An 18,455-nucleotide genomic window follows, 5' to 3' on the forward strand; every position below is an offset into this window, starting at 1 on the left:
GCGGCGACGCTCCTCAGCGCCTGACGACCCGCAGCCATCCGATCGACTGGTCCGCGCCGCCCGGCATCATGATCTCGCCGGTTTTCTCGAGCGTTTCGGCGTCGTGGATCGCGATCTTGTCGAGCGCCCCGCCGACATAGACTTCCTTGCCGTCGCCCGAGATATTGATGGCGTAGAACGTCTGCTCGAGGTCGACGCGCTTGATCAGCTTGCCGGTTTCGGTATCGACTTTCGACAGCTGGTTCATGACGAGGAAAGCTTCGTTGCGGGCAGCCGGATTGATCACCGACGAGAACATCGCCGTCTGCGCGTTCTCGAACTCGACCGTCTTCAGCGTCTCGGCGTCGAGGTCGAACACCGCGATGCCGGCCTTGAACGCTTCGGCGGAATCGGGCGGAGCGTCGGTCTTCGCGACGAAGTACGGCGTGCTCAACGCGCGCGCCTGCTCGAACGTTCCCCACATCGCCAGGACGTCCGGCTCGCCCAGGCCGGGACGCTCCCAGTGGCGGATCGGGAAAGTCTTCTCGATCGCCCCGCTGCGCGTGTTGAACAGGTACATGTCCCAGCCCAGCGCGAGCAGGTGGTCCTTGTTGCCGGTCGGCGCGAGCAGGCTGATACGGCGCGGCGCCGGGAACGTGCGGCGCGGCTTCGCGCCCACGCCGTCGGCGGTGTCGAACACCGCGATGTAAGTGTCCTCGACCTGGTACTCCGAGCGCCCGAGCACGACCGGCGCCTGGTGCACGTACAGCTCGCGCCCGTCCTCGCTGACGGCGGCGGCAAAGAAACCCTTGACCCGCTTGCCGGGACTCGAGAAGTCGGCGCGGAACACCTGGTTGCCGCTGTCGAGGTCGATGCCGACGACGCTCTCCATGCGATTGGTCAGCACATACGCGACTTTGCCGTCCTTCGGCACCGTGATCGTCCCCGGCACGCCGTCGCCGGGAATCGTGATCGAACGCACCACTTCGCGCTTGGCCGGATCGATGACGTGCAAAGTGTTCGGCCGCGTCACCGTCAGCAGGTATTCCGCAGCGAGCGCGGACGCCGACGCTGCGACGCAGCACAGCGCAACGAGCAGTTTCTTCATGATGCTCAATCTCCCGGGAACAGGGTCTGCAGCTCGCGCCAGTCGCGCAGCGCCGAGTTCTTGCCGTCGGTCCAGTCGCGCGCGCTGTTCAGGCCGTCGGCGAGCTGCGCCGGCCACCAGCACGGATCGGTGCAGCCGTACAGATCCGCCTCCATCGGCTGGCACAGGCTGGCCAGTCCGCCGAAAGCGTCGACCTCCCAGCCCGGATCGAAAGTCGTCGTGCAGCCGACGACGCTGCTCATCAGCTGCACTTCCTCGCCGTTGCCTTCCTGCACCGCGTGTTCGAGCAGCTGTGCCTTGTGGTTGAGGGCTCGCAAGCGTTTCATTGTCTGGCACTCCTTTGTCCGTTGGAGGCGTTGAAATAGGCCGGATTGGCGATCGCGATCTCGCCGAAGGCTTCGAGGCCGAACGCGATCCACGCGCGGATCTGCTCGCAGTACTCGAAAGTCGGCAGGAACGGGTCGCCGTAGCGGGAATACGATTCGTGGTAGCAGCCGCCCGCGCACAGGCTGCGCGCCGGGCACGTGCGGCACGCGGCGTGCGGGTTCTGCGCGGCGCTGACGAAGCCGGACAGCGACTCGCGCGCGATGCCGCTCGTCACGTCGCCGAAACCGGCGAGGTCGGAGTCGGAGCCGGTGAAGCGGTGGCACAGCGAGATCTTGCCGGTCGTGCCGACCGCGAGCAGGCCGACGCCGGCGCCGCACGGCAGCACCTTGCGCGTGCCCATCCACAGGTCGGTCATCAGCTGGTGCATGTTGCCGAAACCGTGGCGCCGGCCCCGCTTGGCCTCGCCGACGTATTCGCGGCCGAGCGCCTGCATCGCCGCGAACACTTCGTCGAGCTCCTGTGGCGACAGCCCGACCGGGGAATCCGGCCCGGCGGTCGCGGGCGCGAAGCCGACTTCGAAGAAGCCGAGCTCGTCGTGCAGGTGCCGATAAATGCCGGCGACATCGACATTGCCCGAAGCGAGCGTCACGCGCGCGCCGACCGGGCGCGACTTGTAGCGTTCGAGCAGGCGCTGCACGCGCATCGCGACCGTCTTGTAGGTGCCCCCGCCGGCGATCGTGCGGCGGTGACGGTCGTGCTGCGCTTCGCCGCCGTCGATGCTGACGGTGATGCCGAAGCGGTGCGCCTCGAGAAAATCGATGACGTCGTCGGTGAGCAGCGTCGCATTCGTCGTCAGCGAGAACTCGACGTCCTTGCCGGCCGCCGCAGCCTTCTCCTCGGCGTAGTCGACGAGGTCGCGGATCACCGCGATGCGCGTCAGCGGCTCGCCGCCGAAAAACACCACCGCGACGCGCTCGTTCTCGCTCGCTTCGGCGAAAAGCAGGTCGATCGAGCGCGTGCCGGTCTGGTAGTCCATCACCGCCGAGTTCTTCGGCGACGTGAGGTCCTCACGGTAGCAGTAGCTGCAACCGAGGTTGCAGCCGGTCGTCAGCGTCAGCACGAGCGTCTTCAGCGGCGAGCGCTCGACCAGCCGCGGCGGGATCTCGTAGTGCTTCGCCTGCGGTGCGACGATCCCCAGCTCGATGAAATCGCTGAGGCTGTCGCACAGCTCGCCCGGCGAATAGCGCCCGTCAAAGCGCGCCTGGATGTCCTCGGCGGCGACTGCGGGCGTCGACTCGAACAGCCCGAGCAGGTCGGTCGCGGCCGGATCGAGCTCGAAGATCGACGTCGTCGGCACGTGCAGCAGGACATGCCGACCGCCGGCGCGGATCGAACGATAGTTGTGGGCCTGCACCTGCATTGTCGTCACGGAGTGTCTCCTTCAGCGCAGCGGTGTCGGGTTCCAGCGCTGCGCAACGACCATCAGCTGGCCCTTGCCGTTCAGCGTCCGGTCACCGTCGGCCACCGTCGCGATGACTGACAGGTTGCCGACGTTGTTGATGCCGCCGCGTCGCAGCGGATTGGGACCGGCAAACGACGGCACGAACTGGCCGTGCGGCGCCATGTGCCCGGCGTAGCGCGCGTCCTCGTCGTGGCGCGCCCGGTCGTCGAACGGCTCGGTCGACCAGCTCGCGGGGACGCTGCCGAGGCGAATGTCGTCGTCGGTGCCCGGTTTGCCGTCCGCGCCGTTGAGGAAGGCAATGGCATCGAACTGCGCGCTCATCGGCGCAACGGTGCCGCCGCCGAGCCGCGCGACCGCGAACGCCGGCTCGACGCGGACGGTGTCGAAGCGATTGAACACCGCGACGGTCTGCGCCGACTCGCGGCCGCCGACGACGACGTTGCGCACCCCTTCGGGCGCATTGGCCGCGACGCGCACGCGCACTTTCAGCTCGCCGGGTGATTTGCCGAGCCATTCGACGACTTCGATGCCGGGACCGAAATCGACTTTCGCGTCGAGCCCGACGCCGGCGAGCGTCAGGTCGGTCGTCGCGCCGCCGCGCAGCATCCGCGGCGTGACTGCGACGAGTTCGTTCTTGACCGCGTCGTCGGCGCGCACCGCTTCGAAGCGGGCCCCGATCTCGTCGGCTCCTTTGAGGAACCAGCGTCCCGACAGGCGCGAGCCATCCGGGCTGATCGCGAAGATCGAGCGCGTATCCTCGTTGCCGAGCTGCGCCGAGCCGCGCCATTCATAGCCGGTGTAGACGATCGCGTCACCCTGCCCGCGCACCGTGTTGCCGGCGCCAAAACGCAGCTCGTAGCTGACTTCGTAGCGATCCGGCGCGCTCGCGCGCGCCGTCATCGTGCCGGTGTAGGCGCCCCAGCCCGGGCGCTCGCCGGCGACGACCCAGTTCCCCGTCGCAGGGCGGTGCTGCGCACTGCGCCATTCGCGCCACGCCGGCGTGTCCTTCGGGTACAGCGCTGCCAGCCGCCCGGGCATCTGGTCGCGGGCGATTTCCCACCAGTTGCGGTCGCGGCCCATCGCCGAGTATTCGGCGCTCGGGAACTGGCCCAGGTGGGTGTGCATCAGCTTGCGCCATTCACCTTCGTCACGCCGCTGCAGCGCGACGCGTCCATAGCTGTGGCAGCGTCCGCACATCTGCGCGAGTTCCTCGTCGGGCGCCGTGTCCTGCATGTTCGGCTGGCGCTCGGTGAGCGGACGGTAAGGCGCGCTCTCCGACGGCGCGAGGCCCTGCCGGTCGGCAAGGTACTTGACGATCGTCTGCCGCTCGCCGGGCGCGAGCTCGACCTTGTGCCAGATGCCCATGCGCACGACCGTCATGTCCCAGCCTTCCGGGCTCTTGCGGATCTCCGAGATACGGTTCAGCTTGCCGTTGTCGAGGTGACAGGCGCCGCACTTCGCCTCGAGCAGCTGCTGCGCCGCGGCGTCCCCGTTCGCCGCGTGCGCCGCCCCGGCGATGCCCGTCGCAACGGCCAGGACGCCCGCGACCCTTGCCCCACACTGCATTGCGTCGCGAATCCCGTCGCGAACGCCTTCGCGAAACGCGTCGCTCATTTGCGCCTTCACATCGCCCTCCGTTTCCACCCATGTGGTTCTTTATTTTGAGGAATGCTCATCGTTGTCGCCTCTCGTCCCTGTCAGGCTGCGCCGGCACCATCGTCGAGCAGCCCGGCACGCGCCACCGCGGCAGCCCGTGCCGCATCCGCGGCCTGCGGGCCGATTTCGAGCTGCTTCGCGAGGCGGTTCATCAGGCGGTCCTCGAGACGGACGAGATCCCCGTCCGCATAGGCCACCTCCCACAACATCGTCAGCACCTCCTGGCGCTCGGCCACGTCGAAGCCCGCACGCACCGCTTCGGCAAACTCCCAATCGTCGAGCACCTCGGCGAAACGTTCGTCGGCGATGGCCACGAGCTGGCCTGCGACGTCCTCCGCCAAGCCGAAATGCTTGTGCAGCAGGCGGCCGACCGCCGCGTGCTCGCGCTCGGTGGCGCGATGGTCGATGTACATCGCTTCGAGCAGCAGGACCGCAACGGCGATATGGCGTCGCTCGAACGGACCGGTTTCCAGACCTTCGGGCTGGAGTTCGCCGGACAGCAGCGCCATCAGTTTTGTCAGCATGCGCAGGTCTCCACGGAATGTCCTGAATTAGCGCGCCGGCACGAGCCGCTCGACGCCGAGTTGTCCGGCCACGACGACGCCACCGCTGTCCGGAGCCGCCATCACCGCGGCGAGGTTCTGCCGGTCGGGCCGGATTTCGAGCTGCAGTGGGCCACTGCCGTTGCCGCGCAGCACGACGCCCCCCGCTCCGACGACGATCACGCCGCCGTCGGTCGTCGTGATGCCGGCAGTCAGCGACTGCTCGGTGCCGGTATCGCGCTCGTGCCAGGTGTCGCCGCCGTCGCGGCTGGTGATGACTTTGCCGCTCATGCCGAGCAGCACGACTTCGCCGCCGCCGAGTTCGAAGCCACTCCATAGCGAGCCGGACACGCTGGTGTCGAGCTTCGTCCAGTTCGCGCCGCGATCGGTCGAGCGGAACGCCAGGCCGCTTTCGCCCGCAATGAATAGCGTGCCGTCGCGCACCGAGAACAGGTGGTTGAGATGGAAATCGGCATCCTGGCCGCTGCCCACCGCCATCGGCATCCAGCTGCGCCCGCCGTCCGTGGTGCGGAACGCCACGCCGTAGGCTCCCGTGACGTAGCCGCGCTTGGCGTCGAGGAAATGCACCGACAGCAGCACCGGGCGCTCGTCGAGCACCTCGAGCAGCTTCCAGCTCGCGCCGCCATCGTCGCTGCCGAGGATCACGCCGCCGTGGCCGACCGCCCAGCCGTGCCGCTCATCGACGAAGTGCACCGCTGTCAGCAGCGCGCTGACCGGCCCTTCGGCCTGCTGCCAGGTAGTGCCGCCGTCGTTCGAGCGTACGACCATGCCGTAGTCGCCGACCGCGACGAGCGCGTTGCCGGCGCGGGCGATGCCGGTCAGCGGCACTTTCGCCGCGAGTCTTGCCTTCATTGCCGGGACAGTCATCGTGATGCTCTCGGGCGTGGCCGGCGCGGCCGCACACGCCAACGCGCTCATCGCCAGGCCCAGCGCCACGATGCCGCGCGACAATCGGTTCGATCTTTTCACGGACATCTCCTCAGTGGGCCATCAGCGGCGCGCGGACCGGCCCGCGGCGCGGAATCAGCATGTCGATCGTGACCGCGAGCGCCGGCAGCAGCGTGATCGCCATGATCATGTTCATCATGAACATGAACGTCAGCAGCATCCCCATGTCGGCCTGGAACTTGAGCGCCGAGAACGACCACGTCGCGACGCCGATCGACAGCGTCACCGCGGTGAATACCGTCGCGACGCCGATCTCGCGCAGCGCCTGCTTGAACGCCGTGACGATGTCGTCGCCATGGGCGAGGTGCATCTGCAGGCGGTTGTAGATGTAGAACGCGTAGTCGACGCCGATCCCGACCGCCAGCACCATCACCGGCAAGGTCGCGACCGTCAGCCCGATGTCGAGCTCCTTCATGAACCAGTAGCCGAGGAAAGTCGCCAGCGTCAGCGGCACGCAGCACGCGATCATCGCGCGCCAGTCGCGATACACCGCGAACACCAGCACGAGGATCGTCGCATACACGTAGAGCATCATCGGCAGTTCGGAATGCTCGACGACTTCGTTCGTCGCCGCCTGCACGCCGGCGTTGCCGCTGGCGAGCCGCACGGTGACGCCGTCGAACGGCTGCATCGCGCGGAAATGCTTCACTGCGGCGACGACCCCTTCGATCGTCGACGCCTTGTGGTCGGCCAGATAAAGATTGACCGGCAGCAGCGTGCAGTCGGCGTTGAAAAGCCGCATGCCTTCAGGCACCTGGCGCACCGCTTCGCCGAGCGTCAGCTCCTCGCGCGGCAGCGCGGCCCATTTCGGGTTGCCCTCGTTGACCCCGGACGCGGAGAGCTTCGTCATGCTCGGCAGCGACTGCGCCGACAGCACGCCGGGCACGTTCGCCAGATACCACGTCAAGCGGTCGACATAGCTCATGACGTCATGGCGGTAGCACCCGTCCGCGGGCGATTCGACGACCACCGTCAACAAGTCGAGACCGAGCCCGTAGCGTCCGACGACCGCTTCGACGTCCTGGTTGTAGCGCGAATCGTCGTGCAGTTCCGGAGCGCCCGGCAGCACGTGGCCGACGTGGCGGCCCTGGCTCTGCCACACCGCGATGCCCATCAGCACCACGCACACCAGCGTGCCGATCGCGGCGTTCCTGGGGTTCGCGATATGCACTCCGAGCGTCGACATCATGCGGTTGCGCATCGCCTCGACCTTGCCTGCGCGCACCACGAACGCGTCGTCGAAGCGGAAATAGCTCGCGACCACCGGCAGCATGATCAGGTTCGTGACGATCTTGTACGCGACGCCGACCGACGCGGTGATCGCGAGCTCGCGGATCATCGGGATCGGCACCAGCACCAGCGTCGCGAAGCCGACGAAGGCGGTGATCAGTGCGAGCGTGCCGGGCACGAACAGGCCGGTGAAGCTGCGACTCGCGGCGGTGTAGCCGTCGGCACCGTTGATGACTTCCTTCGCGATGTAATTGACCTGCTGGATGCCGTGCGACACGCCGATCGCGAACACCAGGAACGGCACCAGGATCGCGAGCGGGTCGAGGCCGAAGCCGAGCAGCGTGATCGTGCCGAACTGCCACACCACCGACACCAGCGAACAGGCGAGCGGCAGGAAAGTCAGCATCAGCGAGCGGGTGTACCAATAGACTGCCGCCGCAGTGAGCAGGAACGCGAGCGCGAAGAACTCGATGACGCTGGTCGCCCCTTCCGAGATGTCCCCCATCTGCTTCGCGAAGCCGATGATGCGGATGCGAATGTCCTCATCGGTGAAGACGTCGCGGATTTCGCGCTCCAGACGTTCGCTGAATTGCTGGTAATTAAGCCGTTCACCAGTCTGCGGATCGGGATCGGCGAGCTCGGCGACGACCATCGCGGACGACGAATCGTTCGCGACGAGGCTGCCGACGAAGCCACCAACGATCGTGCGCTCGCGGATCGCCGCGATGTTGTCGTCGGTGAGCGCCTTGACGGTCACGTCGCCGCCGATCACGTCCTCGGCGCGCATGCCCTCCTCGGTGATCTGCACCGCCCGCGCGTTCGGCGTCCAGAGGGACGTCACCGTGCGACGGTCGACGCCCTTCATGAAGAACACCGCCTGCGTGACGTCGTGGAGTTTCGTCAGCGCCTTCTCGTTCCAGATGTCGCCGTTCTTCGCCTCGACGGTGACGATGATGCGGTTGGCGCCGAACAGCACCTCGCGGTACTGGTTGAAAGTCTGGATGTATTCGTGGTCCTGCGGCAGCTGCTTGTCGAAGCCGGCGCTCATTTCGAGGCGGGAAGCGAATACCGCCATCACCACGGTGAAGCCAAGCAGCGCGAGCAGGATCGTCGGGCGGTGCCGGAAGCACGCCCGCTGCAACGCACGCACCAGTGTCTCGATCATGTTGGGTATCCGTCAGGCCGGCACCGCGGAAAGCTTCCGCCGTGCCGGCGCTCTAACTCAGAACGAACGCGAAATGCTCGCGGACAGGAAATCGCGGTCACGCATCAAATTGTTCGCGCCGCCGCCGGAGAAGTTGACCCACTGGATCCCGCCTTTCCAGTTGTCGCGGTAGTTCGCGAACAGCGACAGCGTCAGCGCCTTGCGGCCTTCGACGAACGGCAGCCCGTTCGGCGTCGTGCCATTGACGTCGTGGTACCAGTCGATCTGCGGCGTCAGCGTGACTCCGCTGCCCCACGCGTTCGGGTAGTTCAGCGCGGCTTCGACGACGTAGCCCCACGAAGTCTTGTCCGGCAGCGAATAGTCGGGCAGGAAAAACGGCGTCACGCCGCTGCGGTCGAGGCCCGGGTAATGCGCGACCGCGGCCTCGACGAGGACGAAGCCGTCGACGGCGCCGAGCGCCTTCGCGATGCCGCCGAGCGGATCGTTGTGCGAGAACGTGTAGAAGCCGGTGAGGTGGAACTGGTACTTCTCTTCCTCGACGAAGCCGGGGTTGCTGCCGTTCTCGTAGATGCTGAACTTGCCCGCGAACGGCACCGTCGGGTCGATGCCCACGCTGTCGTCCGGGCGGTACGAGAGTTCCGCACCGACGGCGACGTTCATCAGCTTGGTGTTCGCCGAGATCGCGTACAGGTCCTTGTCTTCGCCGTACGCGAGGAAATAGCCGGTGACGGCTCCTTCCGGCGTGCCGGTGAAGCCGAGGAACGGCAGCTTGTCGTGGTAGCGCTGGTACGTGAACGCGAACTCGGTGTCGATCTCCTCGGCGTTGTAGCGGAAATTCACGCCGTACTGGCCGCCTTTCTTCGGCTCGTCCTGGCCGAGGTACGGAACCGCGAGGCCTTCGGCGATGAGATCGGCGTCCGGGAGGCCGGGATCGTCACCGCAGCGCCCGTTCGGCAGCCCTGCACAGGCGCCGACGCCGGCAAAATCCTCGATGATGCTCGTCGGCACGTACGCGATGCGCCGCCCCTTGCCGAGCACGTCGACCGTCGAGAAGAACGTGCCGGACGGGTCGAACTTGAAACCGTTCCAGCGCCACTGGTAATACCCTTCGACGCCGAGCTTCTCGGTCAGGTCCATTGAAGCCGAAATCATCTGCGCCGGGATGAAGATTTCCTTCAGCTGCGTGCCCGGGACGTGGAATTTCTGCAGGTCGATCGCGTTGATCTGGTTCACGCCGCCGACGATGAAGATGTCTTCGCCCCACGACAGCACCTGGTTGCCGACTTTCACCTTGCCGCGGCGGTCGCCGAGGCTGAACGTCTTCGCGACCCACAGGTCGAGCAGCGTCGCGTCGTCGGTCGCCTCGCTCGCGACGTCGGTGCGCTCGGTGTCGTCCGCTTTCCAGTCGTGGAACCAGTTCACCCGGGCGAGCGCGCTCCAGCCACCGGGGTACTTCAGCGACAGGTCGTGCGTGCCCTTCAACGCGGCGGAAACGATGTCGTCCTCGTCGTAGTTGAGGTTGCCGTCGTCGAACTGGGTGTAGTTGAAGTCGGCGTTCGCATAGCCGTTTCCGGCCTGTTTCGTGTGCAGCTCGTTGTTCGTCGTGTTGTTGCAGCCGCCGCTGTCGTTGCTGATTATCGTGCAGCTCGGCGATTCGAGCCGGCTCGCGACGCCGAACGAGATCGTGCTGTCGAAACTCCCCGACAGCCCTTCCTCCGAGCCGAAGCGAAACGCATGGCTCTCCGGCGCCCAACAGGCCGCCGCGACCGACACGGCCAGGATCGACGGGGCGAACAGGCCCCGACGATGCGAAATCGTCTCTGTTTTCATTGGTTTTCTCCCTCGAGTGGGCGGCGGTCAGCGTTCGCCGCGGCGACGCATTTCGTCCTGGGTGAAGTTCGCGGCCGTAACCCGGCCGTCCTTCGCGGCGGTCAGGTCGAGCACCTCGCCTTCCGCAGTCCAGTTATCGACGACATAGCGGCGCGCGACGAGGTCGTACATCTGCGTCTCGTAAGTGATGCACGCCCCGACCTCCGGCGCCGCCCACAGGCTGCCTTCCTGCACGCGCCACAGGTTGCCTTTCGCGTCGTACATGTCGACCTGCAGCAGGGCCCACGAATCCTCGTCGAAGTGGAACACGCGCTTCGCGAAGGAATGGCGCTTGTCCGGCTTCACCGTCGCCTCGACGACCCACACGCGATGGGGCTCGTAACGCAGGATGTCGCGGTCGACGTACTCCGGCCCGAGCATGTCCTTGAACTTCTGCGACTTGTCGATCAGCTTGTACGAGTTGTACGGGACGAACATCTCCTTCTTGCCGACCAGCTTGTAGTCATAGCGGTCGAGCGCGCCGGTGAACATGTTGATCTGGTCGACGAAGTACAGGTTGTCGAAGCCGGCGACCTGGTTGTCGTAGGCGAAAGTCGGCGAACGGCGCACGCGGCGCTGGCCGGGGAAGTAAATCCACGCGTCCTGCGGCTTGTCCACGTAGGTATGGACGAGGTAGCCCTCGCCGGCGCGCGACGGCGGGGTCAGCACGTCGTAAAGCAGCTTCGATTCGACGCTGCCGACGTCGGCAGGACCAGTCACTTTCGGGTCGTTGAACGGATACATCTCGTACGCCCACTGCTTGTTCTCGACGTAGGAGCCGTCCTTTTCGGGCATCAGTGCCGCAATCTGCGCGCGCCGGCCCAGGCCGGTGTACCGCAGCTTGAAGTTCCACATCGCTTCGGCGCCGGTTTTCGGAATCGGGAACGGGATGCCGGCACCGTACACCTGCTCGAGTTGCCAGCCGTCGCCGCCGAGCTTCGCGGCGGTCGCGTTCTTCTTCGTCTGCTCGGCGACGAAGTCGGGCACCGGACAGCTGCGGCGACTCGGATACACGTCCATCCGGTAGCCCTGGTAGGCCTTGATCAGCGCAATCTGCCCGGCCGACAGCTTGTCGGCGTATTTATCGACGTTCGACGCGTCGATCGAATAGAGCGGCTTGTCGTCCTTGAACGGATCGAGGTGCCCCGGCTTCCAGCCCGCCGGCGCTTTCGTCATGCCGCCGGTCCAGGCGGGAATCGAGCCGTCCGGGTTGGCCGCGGCTTCGGCGCCGATCGGCGTCAGGTTCTTGCCGAGCGCGGCAGCCTCGGCGTCGGTGGCGGCCGCCCGCACGATCGAGGCGCCGAAAAGCGCCGCCACGGCGAGGCCGATAAGCCCCAGGCGGGGTGGTTTGATGGTCGTTCTGGTCACGTTCGTCTCCTCGCTTTTTATGTGGATTGCGGTACTTCTGCTGCCTTCACGTTCTCGATGACGTGTTGTGCTGCTCGCTGCGCGCCGCGGCGCTGCGCCTGCGGGATCGGGCGCCGCCGGAATCTGCAGGCGACAGCCGGGAACGGGCGGAGACTGCCGGGGAGGAAAGATCGGCGTGCACGGCACACGCCGCGCGATGTGCCGGGAAAAGCGCGGGCGGCGCAGCGGGCTGCAAGCATCGGGCGTGCAATGCGTGACGTCGAGCCATCGATCGACCTCCTTTTCGGGCGACGGCGGCCATGAGCGCGCCTTCGCTGTCTCCGTGTCCCGCTCGCGATTGTGCGGCGGACCGTTTTATTGTCGATTGCGCCCGGCCTGCGGACGCATCGCTGAGGCGGATTGTAGGAACGGGTGTTCGCCGGGCGTTATCCGAAATCGGCAAGTACGATTTCCCGTCCGCCTGCCGCACACGGGGACGAAACCGCCGTGCGAGCGGCAAAGGACTCCCTGCCCGCCCGCGCAGACTCACGTCGGAGCACTTCGCGGACGTCGGTTCCGGCACGCGCAATCACACGTCGCGATACACGAAACAACCGAAAAAACTTGTTCGCCGTGTGGGTTTGGGATTAGTCTGAAAGATATAAAGAAAATATCATCAGAACACTTTCCGGTCAGGAGACAGACCGAATGGAAGCTCTTGCAATGACGGCGGCAAGCGACGACGCGGCGCTCGCCGGCGACGACGCCTTTTCCGTCGTCCAGCTCGACACGCGCGACGCCGACGACCACGCCTCCTGCCTTCAGCACTGGCGCCAGCGCTACGACCAGTTGTCGGCGGGTGCATTCTCCGGCAAGTTCGAGGAATTCTGGTTCGGCAACGTCCAGGTCTTTCGCGAGCGCACGAACCAGGTCGTGCACGAAATCGGCAGCGCGTGGGAAGGCTCGCGCACGGTCGGCGTGCCGGTCGCGCTCGACGGCACCGGCTGGTATTGCGGCGAGGCCTGCGGAGTGGATTCGCTGATCACGCTGCGCGGCGGCGACGATCTCGACTACCGCACACCGCGCGTGCACGACGTCGTCGCGGTCACGACTGACACGCAGGCGTTCAGCGACTACGCGGCACAGGTCGAACACCGCGACATCGAAGCCGAAATCGGCAACCGCCGAGTCATCGCCGCGACACCCGAACAGGCCACGACGCTCCGATCCTTCCTGCTGACGGTGATCTCGAGCCTCGAAGCGACGCCGGAACTGCTCCGCCATCCGCAGATGCGCAAAGGCCTCGAGCAGGCGATCTACGCGAGCCTCCTCGCGGCCATCAGCGGTTCGCCGGACGCAGCGCGCGCCGCGACGCCGGGGCGCGGCCGGCAACATATCGTCGATCGCGCGCGAGAATACATGAGCGCCCATATCGATGAGCCGATCACGGTCGCGGACCTGTGCACCGAGCTCGAGGTCTCGCGGCGCACGCTGCAATACAGCTTCCAGGACATTCTCAACCTCAACCCGGTCAGCTTCCTGCGCGCGCTGCGCCTAAACGGCGTGCGCCGCGCGCTCAAGAGCGCCGAGCACGGCCACGCCGCGGTTGCGGACATCGCGGCGCAATGGGGCTTCTGGCACCTGTCGCACTTCGCGGCCGACTATCGCACGATGTTCGGCGAACTTCCGTCGGAGACGCTGCGTGGCACCGGCTCCGGCGCAAGCCGGGCGGGCTGCTGAGCGGGCGGCATCACTTCAGGCTGCTGCGGCGATCGTCTGCTCCACCCCTTCAGGCCGGTTCCGGCTTTTGCAGCCTTCTTCGCACACGACGCTGAGCAGCGGGTTCCGAAAGCCGCAATCGTGACGCAGTCAGGCTTCGCGCTTGGCCCCGGCCGGCGGCCCGTCGAGCTCCTCCCGCTTGTCGGCCCGCACGTCCGCGAGCCCCTGCGTGCCGATCAGCCCCTCGGCTGCGGCGTGTGCGGCAGCGAACTCCGTATCGGGAGCGAGCACGAGCTGGACGGCCGCCTCGCGGACCTCGGCGATCAGGCGATCGATCGCGGCGATCCGGTCGGGATCCGGGTCGATGCTGCGAATGTAGAGCACGCGCACCCGCTGCGGATGCATGCGCACGACCTCGGTGTAGATTTCCGGGTCCTTTTCGCCGCTGTCGCCGATCAACACGAACGGCAGCTCGGGATAGCGCGCAAAAATCCGCTCGATATGACTCAGTTTGTGCAGTTGCTGGTCGCCGGACGCGAACAGCGTGTGATCGCCGAAGTCTTTCAGCAGCAGCGGTCCTTCGGGGATGCGCTGCAGGCGCAGAAACTCGACGAGCGGGGTGTAGAGATTCCTCGGACTGCCCGAGACGTAGAAGACGGGATTGTTTTCCGCGCCGCCGGTGCCGTCGCGCAGCGCACGGTAGAACGCGGCGACGCCCTTGAACGGCTTGCGCGTGTGCGCATTCGAGCGCACGAGCAGCAACAGCATGCGCAGCTTGTCGGTGACGTTCGTCCACATCACCGTGTCGTCGAGGTCGCTGATCACACCGAAACGCGCCGTGCGCGGCGGGACGAGGATCGGTGCAGCGGCGCGAACCGCGGCGCCCGCTCGCGGCAGCGGAGCGACGAGCTCGAGCTGCGCTTCATGCCAGCCCGAGCGCTCGAGCGGCGTGGCGAGCGAGAGGTCGGCGCGAAAATAGCCTTCCATGTCCGCGGTCACGGTCTCGTCCACGCCGGCAAAGCGTACCCTCACCCGCGCCTGCGGGACCTCGTCGGACTCGAAGCGCTTGTACAGCTCGACGAGATTGCGCCACGTGCGCTGGCCTGCGCCCGGCGCCACGAAGCCTTCGTCCTCGAGCACCCGGCCGTGAACGAACACGTCGTCACGCGTGCCGTAGCTCGCGTAGGCCGCGATAAAAAACGGCCCTGACGCGGGCCACAGCCTTCTCAGCGGCGCGCGCGCGCCGTCGATGAAGTCGTCCGTGCGGCCAACGAAAGCGGCGAGCCTGCGTTTCCAGACCATAGGCAGTCGTGCTCCTGCGATTGTCCGAGCGTCCTTGCGTCGTGCAGCCCGAGCCGCCCCTAGTCCGCGGGACCGCGCCGCAGCCAGCGGTAGCCGTACGGTTCGAGCTCGAGGCGGAAATGTCCGTTCTCCTCGACCTCGTGGCGGTGAAACGCGAGCACGTCGTGCAGGTGTTCGCCGCATCCGACCGGCAGCAGGAACTTCACGCGCTTCGAACTGAGATTATGAACCGCGAAGCATGTCGAATCGCCGAGGTCGAAGCGCTGCGCGAGCACATGCTGCTGGTCGGTGTCGATCCACGTGCATTCGCCGAACGCGAACTCGGGGCATTCCTTGCGCCGGCGCAGCGCGCGTTCGAGCCAGTTCAGCAGCGAGTCCGGATCGCGCCGCTGCGCCTGGACGTTGACGGTGGAGTAACCGAACTGGCCGTCGGCGATCGGCGGCAGCGCCAGGCGATCGGGCGTAGCGGACGAGAAACCGCCGTTCGCCTCGTCGTTCCATTGCATCGGCGTGCGCACGCTCTCGCGCGCCGGCAGCGACAGGTCGTCGCCCATGCCGATCTCGTCACCGTAACGCAGCACCGGCGTGCCGGGCAGCGTCAGCAGCAGGCTGTGCGCGAGCTCGATGCGGCGGCGGTCGTTGCCGAGCATCGGCGCGAGACGCCGCCGGATGCCGCGGCCGTAGAGCTGCATGTCCTCGTCCGGACCGAACGCGCGGAACACTTCCTCGCGCTCGGCGTCGGTCAGCCGGCCGAGGTCGAGTTCGTCGTGACTCCGCAGAAAGTTGTTCCACTGGCACCACTGCGGCAGCGGCGGCAGCTCGGCATACGCCTCGCGGATCGGCGTCGCATCGCCGCGCGCGAGCGCGAGGAACAGGTGCTGATTGACCCAGAAGTTGAACGACATGTGGATCATGTCGCCGTCGCCGAAGTAATCGGGCACCTCCTGCGGCGTCAGGTTCGCCTCGGCCATCAGGCAGACCTCGCCGCACAGGGTCTGCGCATGGTGACGCAGCTCGCGCAGGTACCGATGCGGGTCGCGCTCGCCTTCGACCGCCAGGCCCTTCAGCTCGATCAGGAACGGCAACGCGTCGATGCGAAAGCCGCTGACGCCGAGCTGCAGCCAGAAGCCGACGATCTTCTCGATCTCGCGCTCGACCGCCGGGTTCGCGATATTGAGCTCGGCCTGATGGTCGTAGAAGCGGTGGTAGTAATACGCCTTCGCCTCGCGATCCCACGTCCAGGTCGTATGCTGCTCGCCGGGAAACACCATGCCCTGGTCGGCGTCGTCCGGCTTGTCGTCCTTCCAGACGTAATAGTCGCGATACGGCGAATGCGGGTCGCTGCGCGCGGCCTGGAACCACGGATGCTCGACCGACGTATGGTTCACGACGAGGTCGACCATCACGTGCATGCCGTTCTCGCGCGCGCGGCGCGAAAACTCGACGAAGTCGCCGAGCGTGCCGGTGCGAGGATCGACGCTGTAGTAGTCGACGATGTCGTAACCGTTGTCGCGCATCGGCGACGGAAAGAACGGCTGCAGCCACACGCAATCGACATTGAGCCCGCGCAGATAGTCGAGCTTGTGTCCGAGACCGACGAAATCGCCGGTACCGTCACCGTTGCCGTCGGCGAACGTGCGCACGTCGAGGCAGTACACGATCGCATTCTTGTACCAGTGCTCAGCCATCCGCTTTCCTCCGCTCCTCGCGCGTCGCCAGCCACGCACGCAGCACTTCGGCGACGCTCCACGCCTGCGCGATGCATCCCCCGGCGCGGTGCGGCGGCTCGGCGTCGTACACCTCGCTGACGCTGCCGACCCCGGCTTCGAGCAGTTGCGCCGGAAACGCCGCGAGCAATTCGCGCGCCCCGACGCGCCCGCGCACGCGGACCCACGCATCGACGAAATGGCCAATCAGCCACGGCCATACCGTGCCTTGGTGATAGGCCGCGTCGCGTTCGCGCAGCGACCCCTCGTAGCGCGCCTGGTAACCCGCTTCGGCGGGCGCGAGCGTGCGCAACCCGAGCGGGGTCAGCAGTGCGCGCTCGACCGCGGCGAGCACGTCGTCCCAGTGGTGCTTGTCGAGCACCGGATGCGTCAGTGACAGCGCGAAGATCTGGTTCGGTCGCAGGCTCGCGTCGTCGCCGGCCGGCCCGTCGATGACGTCCACGAGGTGACCGCGCTCAGGCGACCAGAAGCGCGCGTTGAACGCCCCGTGGACCCGGTCCGCGAGCGCGTCGCAGCCGTCGTCGGCGACGCCGAGCAGCCGCGCCCAGCCGGCCATCAGCCGCAGCGCGTTGTACCACAGCGCCTGGATCTCGACCGGCTTGCCGCGCCGCGGCGTCACCACCCAGTCGTCGACTTTCGCGTCCATCCACGTCAGCTGATAGCCTTCAGCGCCGGCACGCAGCAACCCGTCGCGCGGATCGACGCCGATGCCGAAGCGCGTGCCGCGCACGTGATGCGCGACGACGTCCTGCAGCGCCGGATAGAGCTCTCCGACGAGGGCGATGTCCCCCGTGCGCAGCACGTAACGTTCGAGCGCGTGGAAATACCACAGCGTCGCATCGACCGTGTGATACAGCGCTTCGCGCCCGCCTTCAGGGAACAGATTCGGCAGCAGTCCGTCGCGGATATAGCCCGCGAACGTGCGCAGGATCGCCCTCGCCTCGTCGAGCCGGGCCGTGCACAACGTCAGCCCTTCGAGCGAGATCATCGTGTCTCGCCCCCAGTCGTTGAACCAGTGATAACCGGCGATCACCGAGCGGAACGCGTTCTCGCCCGACCGCCCGCCAGGCGGCTCATCCCTGCGGCTGCCCGGCAGCACGATGAACGGGTCCGCGGCCAGCACAAGCCGCTGCGCGACTTCGTCGGCGTCGTCAAACCCGCCGTGCGCAAGCAGGGCGTCGAGCCGCGCACGCTCGGCGTCGAACCACGCGCCCGCGTCGAGCCCTGGCAACTCGGCGTCCGTCGTCGCGAAAAACGCCGCGTCGCGCTCGGGGCCCAGGTCGAACGACCACTCGCCCGGGCTGTGCATGTGCTCGACGTGGTCGTAGCCGCGATCGCGCTCGACGCGCAAGAGCACCTCGCGGTCGATCTGCCACTCCTCGACGAACGCGTTGTTGTCCGGCCGTACCGCGACGCGCAACATGATGTCGCGCGCCGGCTGTCGGAGCCGCAGGACCTGTCCGCCGTCTTGCGCCGTCGTGCGCTCGAGCTCGCACGGCCGCGCTTCGTCGCATACCAGCACCGCGTCCTGACGGCGAGACCCGACGTAGATCCGTATGCGCATCCGTCGCGCCGGCCCGTCGAGCAGCCGCCATCGCACGCACACTGCGTTGCGTCCATGCGGCATCACGATCGACCGCTCGACGATGCTGCCGTCGATGTCGAACACCCACACCGGCGTCAGCCCGTCGAGCCGGAATTCGCGCAGGTGGCGTTCGGCAACACCTTTGCGCATGCCGTCGATGAACTCGGCGCCCCCGAGATTGACCGGCCCGGCGGAGGTCTCGACAAGTTCATCGAGCCGCGACAGCGCGACATAGCGCCCTTTCGGCTCCGAGAGACTGGGCACGAACAATCCGTGATAGCGACGCGTCGGCACGCCGAGGAGGCTTCCTGACGCGAAGCCGCCGAGCCCGTTCGTCACGAGCCATTCCCGCTCGCGCAGCGCGGCCGGATCGCCGCCCGCCTTCCACGGCGGCACGAGCGGAACGAGCGGGCGAGAAGTCATCGGTTGTTCGTGGTCCATGCCGAAAGGACCGCAGCCGCACCGCCG

13 protein-coding genes are annotated in these 18,455 nt (G+C 66.9%); 1 reads left to right on the forward strand and 12 read right to left on the reverse strand.

Annotation, left to right across the window (positions count from 1 at the left end; genetic code table 11):
• Positions 1-13: 13 nt before the first annotated feature.
• From peaD to PA01_16055, 9 genes are all read right to left on the reverse strand, one after another.
• The gene (peaD, locus tag PA01_16015) at positions 14-1,087 is read right to left on the reverse strand and encodes a quinohemoprotein amine dehydrogenase subunit beta (GenBank protein ID KON79943.1); all 1,074 of its coding nucleotides are present in this window, start codon (positions 1,085-1,087) and stop codon (positions 14-16) included.
• 5 nt (positions 1,088-1,092) lie between these two features.
• Complete coding sequence (qhpC, locus tag PA01_16020) at positions 1,093-1,413, reverse strand: quinohemoprotein amine dehydrogenase subunit gamma (protein ID KON79944.1); 321 nt, start codon at positions 1,411-1,413, stop codon at positions 1,093-1,095.
• Positions 1,410-2,834, reverse strand: a complete 1,425-nt coding sequence (gene peaB, locus PA01_16025) for a quinohemoprotein amine dehydrogenase maturation protein (GenBank protein KON79945.2) — start codon at positions 2,832-2,834, stop codon at positions 1,410-1,412. The genes qhpC and peaB overlap by 4 nt, the downstream gene beginning before the upstream one ends.
• 21 nt (positions 2,835-2,855) lie before the next feature.
• Entirely contained in the window at positions 2,856-4,490 is a 1,635-nt protein-coding gene (gene peaA / locus PA01_16030; GenBank protein KON80400.2) for a quinohemoprotein amine dehydrogenase subunit alpha, read from the reverse strand.
• An 83-nt stretch (positions 4,491-4,573) separates the two neighbouring features.
• Positions 4,574-5,056 (reverse strand): TerB family tellurite resistance protein, encoded by a 483-nt coding sequence (locus PA01_16035; GenBank protein KON79946.1) that lies wholly within the window; start codon positions 5,054-5,056, stop codon positions 4,574-4,576.
• A gap of 27 nt (positions 5,057-5,083) precedes the next feature.
• Entirely contained in the window at positions 5,084-6,064 is a 981-nt protein-coding gene (locus tag PA01_16040) for a YCF48-related protein (GenBank protein ID KON79947.2), read from the reverse strand.
• Positions 6,065-6,074: 10 nt separating this feature from the next.
• Complete coding sequence (locus PA01_16045) at positions 6,075-8,438, reverse strand: efflux RND transporter permease subunit (GenBank protein KON79948.1); 2,364 nt, start codon at positions 8,436-8,438, stop codon at positions 6,075-6,077.
• Positions 8,439-8,495: 57 nt separating this feature from the next.
• On the reverse strand, positions 8,496-10,268 hold the full coding sequence (locus PA01_16050) for a DUF1302 domain-containing protein (GenBank protein ID KON79949.1): 1,773 nt from the start codon (positions 10,266-10,268) through the stop codon (positions 8,496-8,498).
• A gap of 27 nt (positions 10,269-10,295) precedes the next feature.
• Positions 10,296-11,675: a DUF1329 domain-containing protein gene (locus PA01_16055; GenBank protein KON79950.1), complete on the reverse strand. Its 1,380-nt coding sequence runs from the start codon at positions 11,673-11,675 to the stop codon at positions 10,296-10,298.
• A gap of 687 nt (positions 11,676-12,362) precedes the next feature.
• On the opposite strand from PA01_16055, the gene PA01_16060 reads away from it, so the two are divergent.
• On the forward strand, positions 12,363-13,394 hold the full coding sequence (locus tag PA01_16060) for a helix-turn-helix domain-containing protein (GenBank protein ID KON79951.2): 1,032 nt from the start codon (positions 12,363-12,365) through the stop codon (positions 13,392-13,394).
• Positions 13,395-13,523: 129 nt separating this feature from the next.
• Here the strand turns inward: PA01_16060 and PA01_16065 are convergent, their stop codons facing one another.
• From PA01_16065 to PA01_16075, 3 genes are read right to left on the reverse strand one after another with little or no spacing between them, the layout of a single operon-like run.
• Positions 13,524-14,675: a DUF2183 domain-containing protein gene (locus PA01_16065; protein ID KON80401.2), complete on the reverse strand. Its 1,152-nt coding sequence runs from the start codon at positions 14,673-14,675 to the stop codon at positions 13,524-13,526.
• A 59-nt stretch (positions 14,676-14,734) separates the two neighbouring features.
• The gene (locus PA01_16070) at positions 14,735-16,363 is read right to left on the reverse strand and encodes an alpha-amylase family protein (protein KON79952.1); all 1,629 of its coding nucleotides are present in this window, start codon (positions 16,361-16,363) and stop codon (positions 14,735-14,737) included.
• Positions 16,356-18,410 carry an amylo-alpha-1,6-glucosidase gene (locus PA01_16075; GenBank protein KON79953.2) on the reverse strand — a complete coding sequence of 685 codons (2,055 nt, stop codon included), beginning with the start codon at positions 18,408-18,410 and terminating at the stop codon, positions 16,356-16,358. The genes PA01_16070 and PA01_16075 overlap by 8 nt, the downstream gene beginning before the upstream one ends.
• Between the last annotated feature and the right edge of the window lie 45 nt (positions 18,411-18,455).

The organism is Azoarcus sp. PA01 (genome assembly GCA_001274695.2).
Classification (GTDB): Bacteria; Pseudomonadota; Gammaproteobacteria; order Burkholderiales; family Rhodocyclaceae; genus Aromatoleum.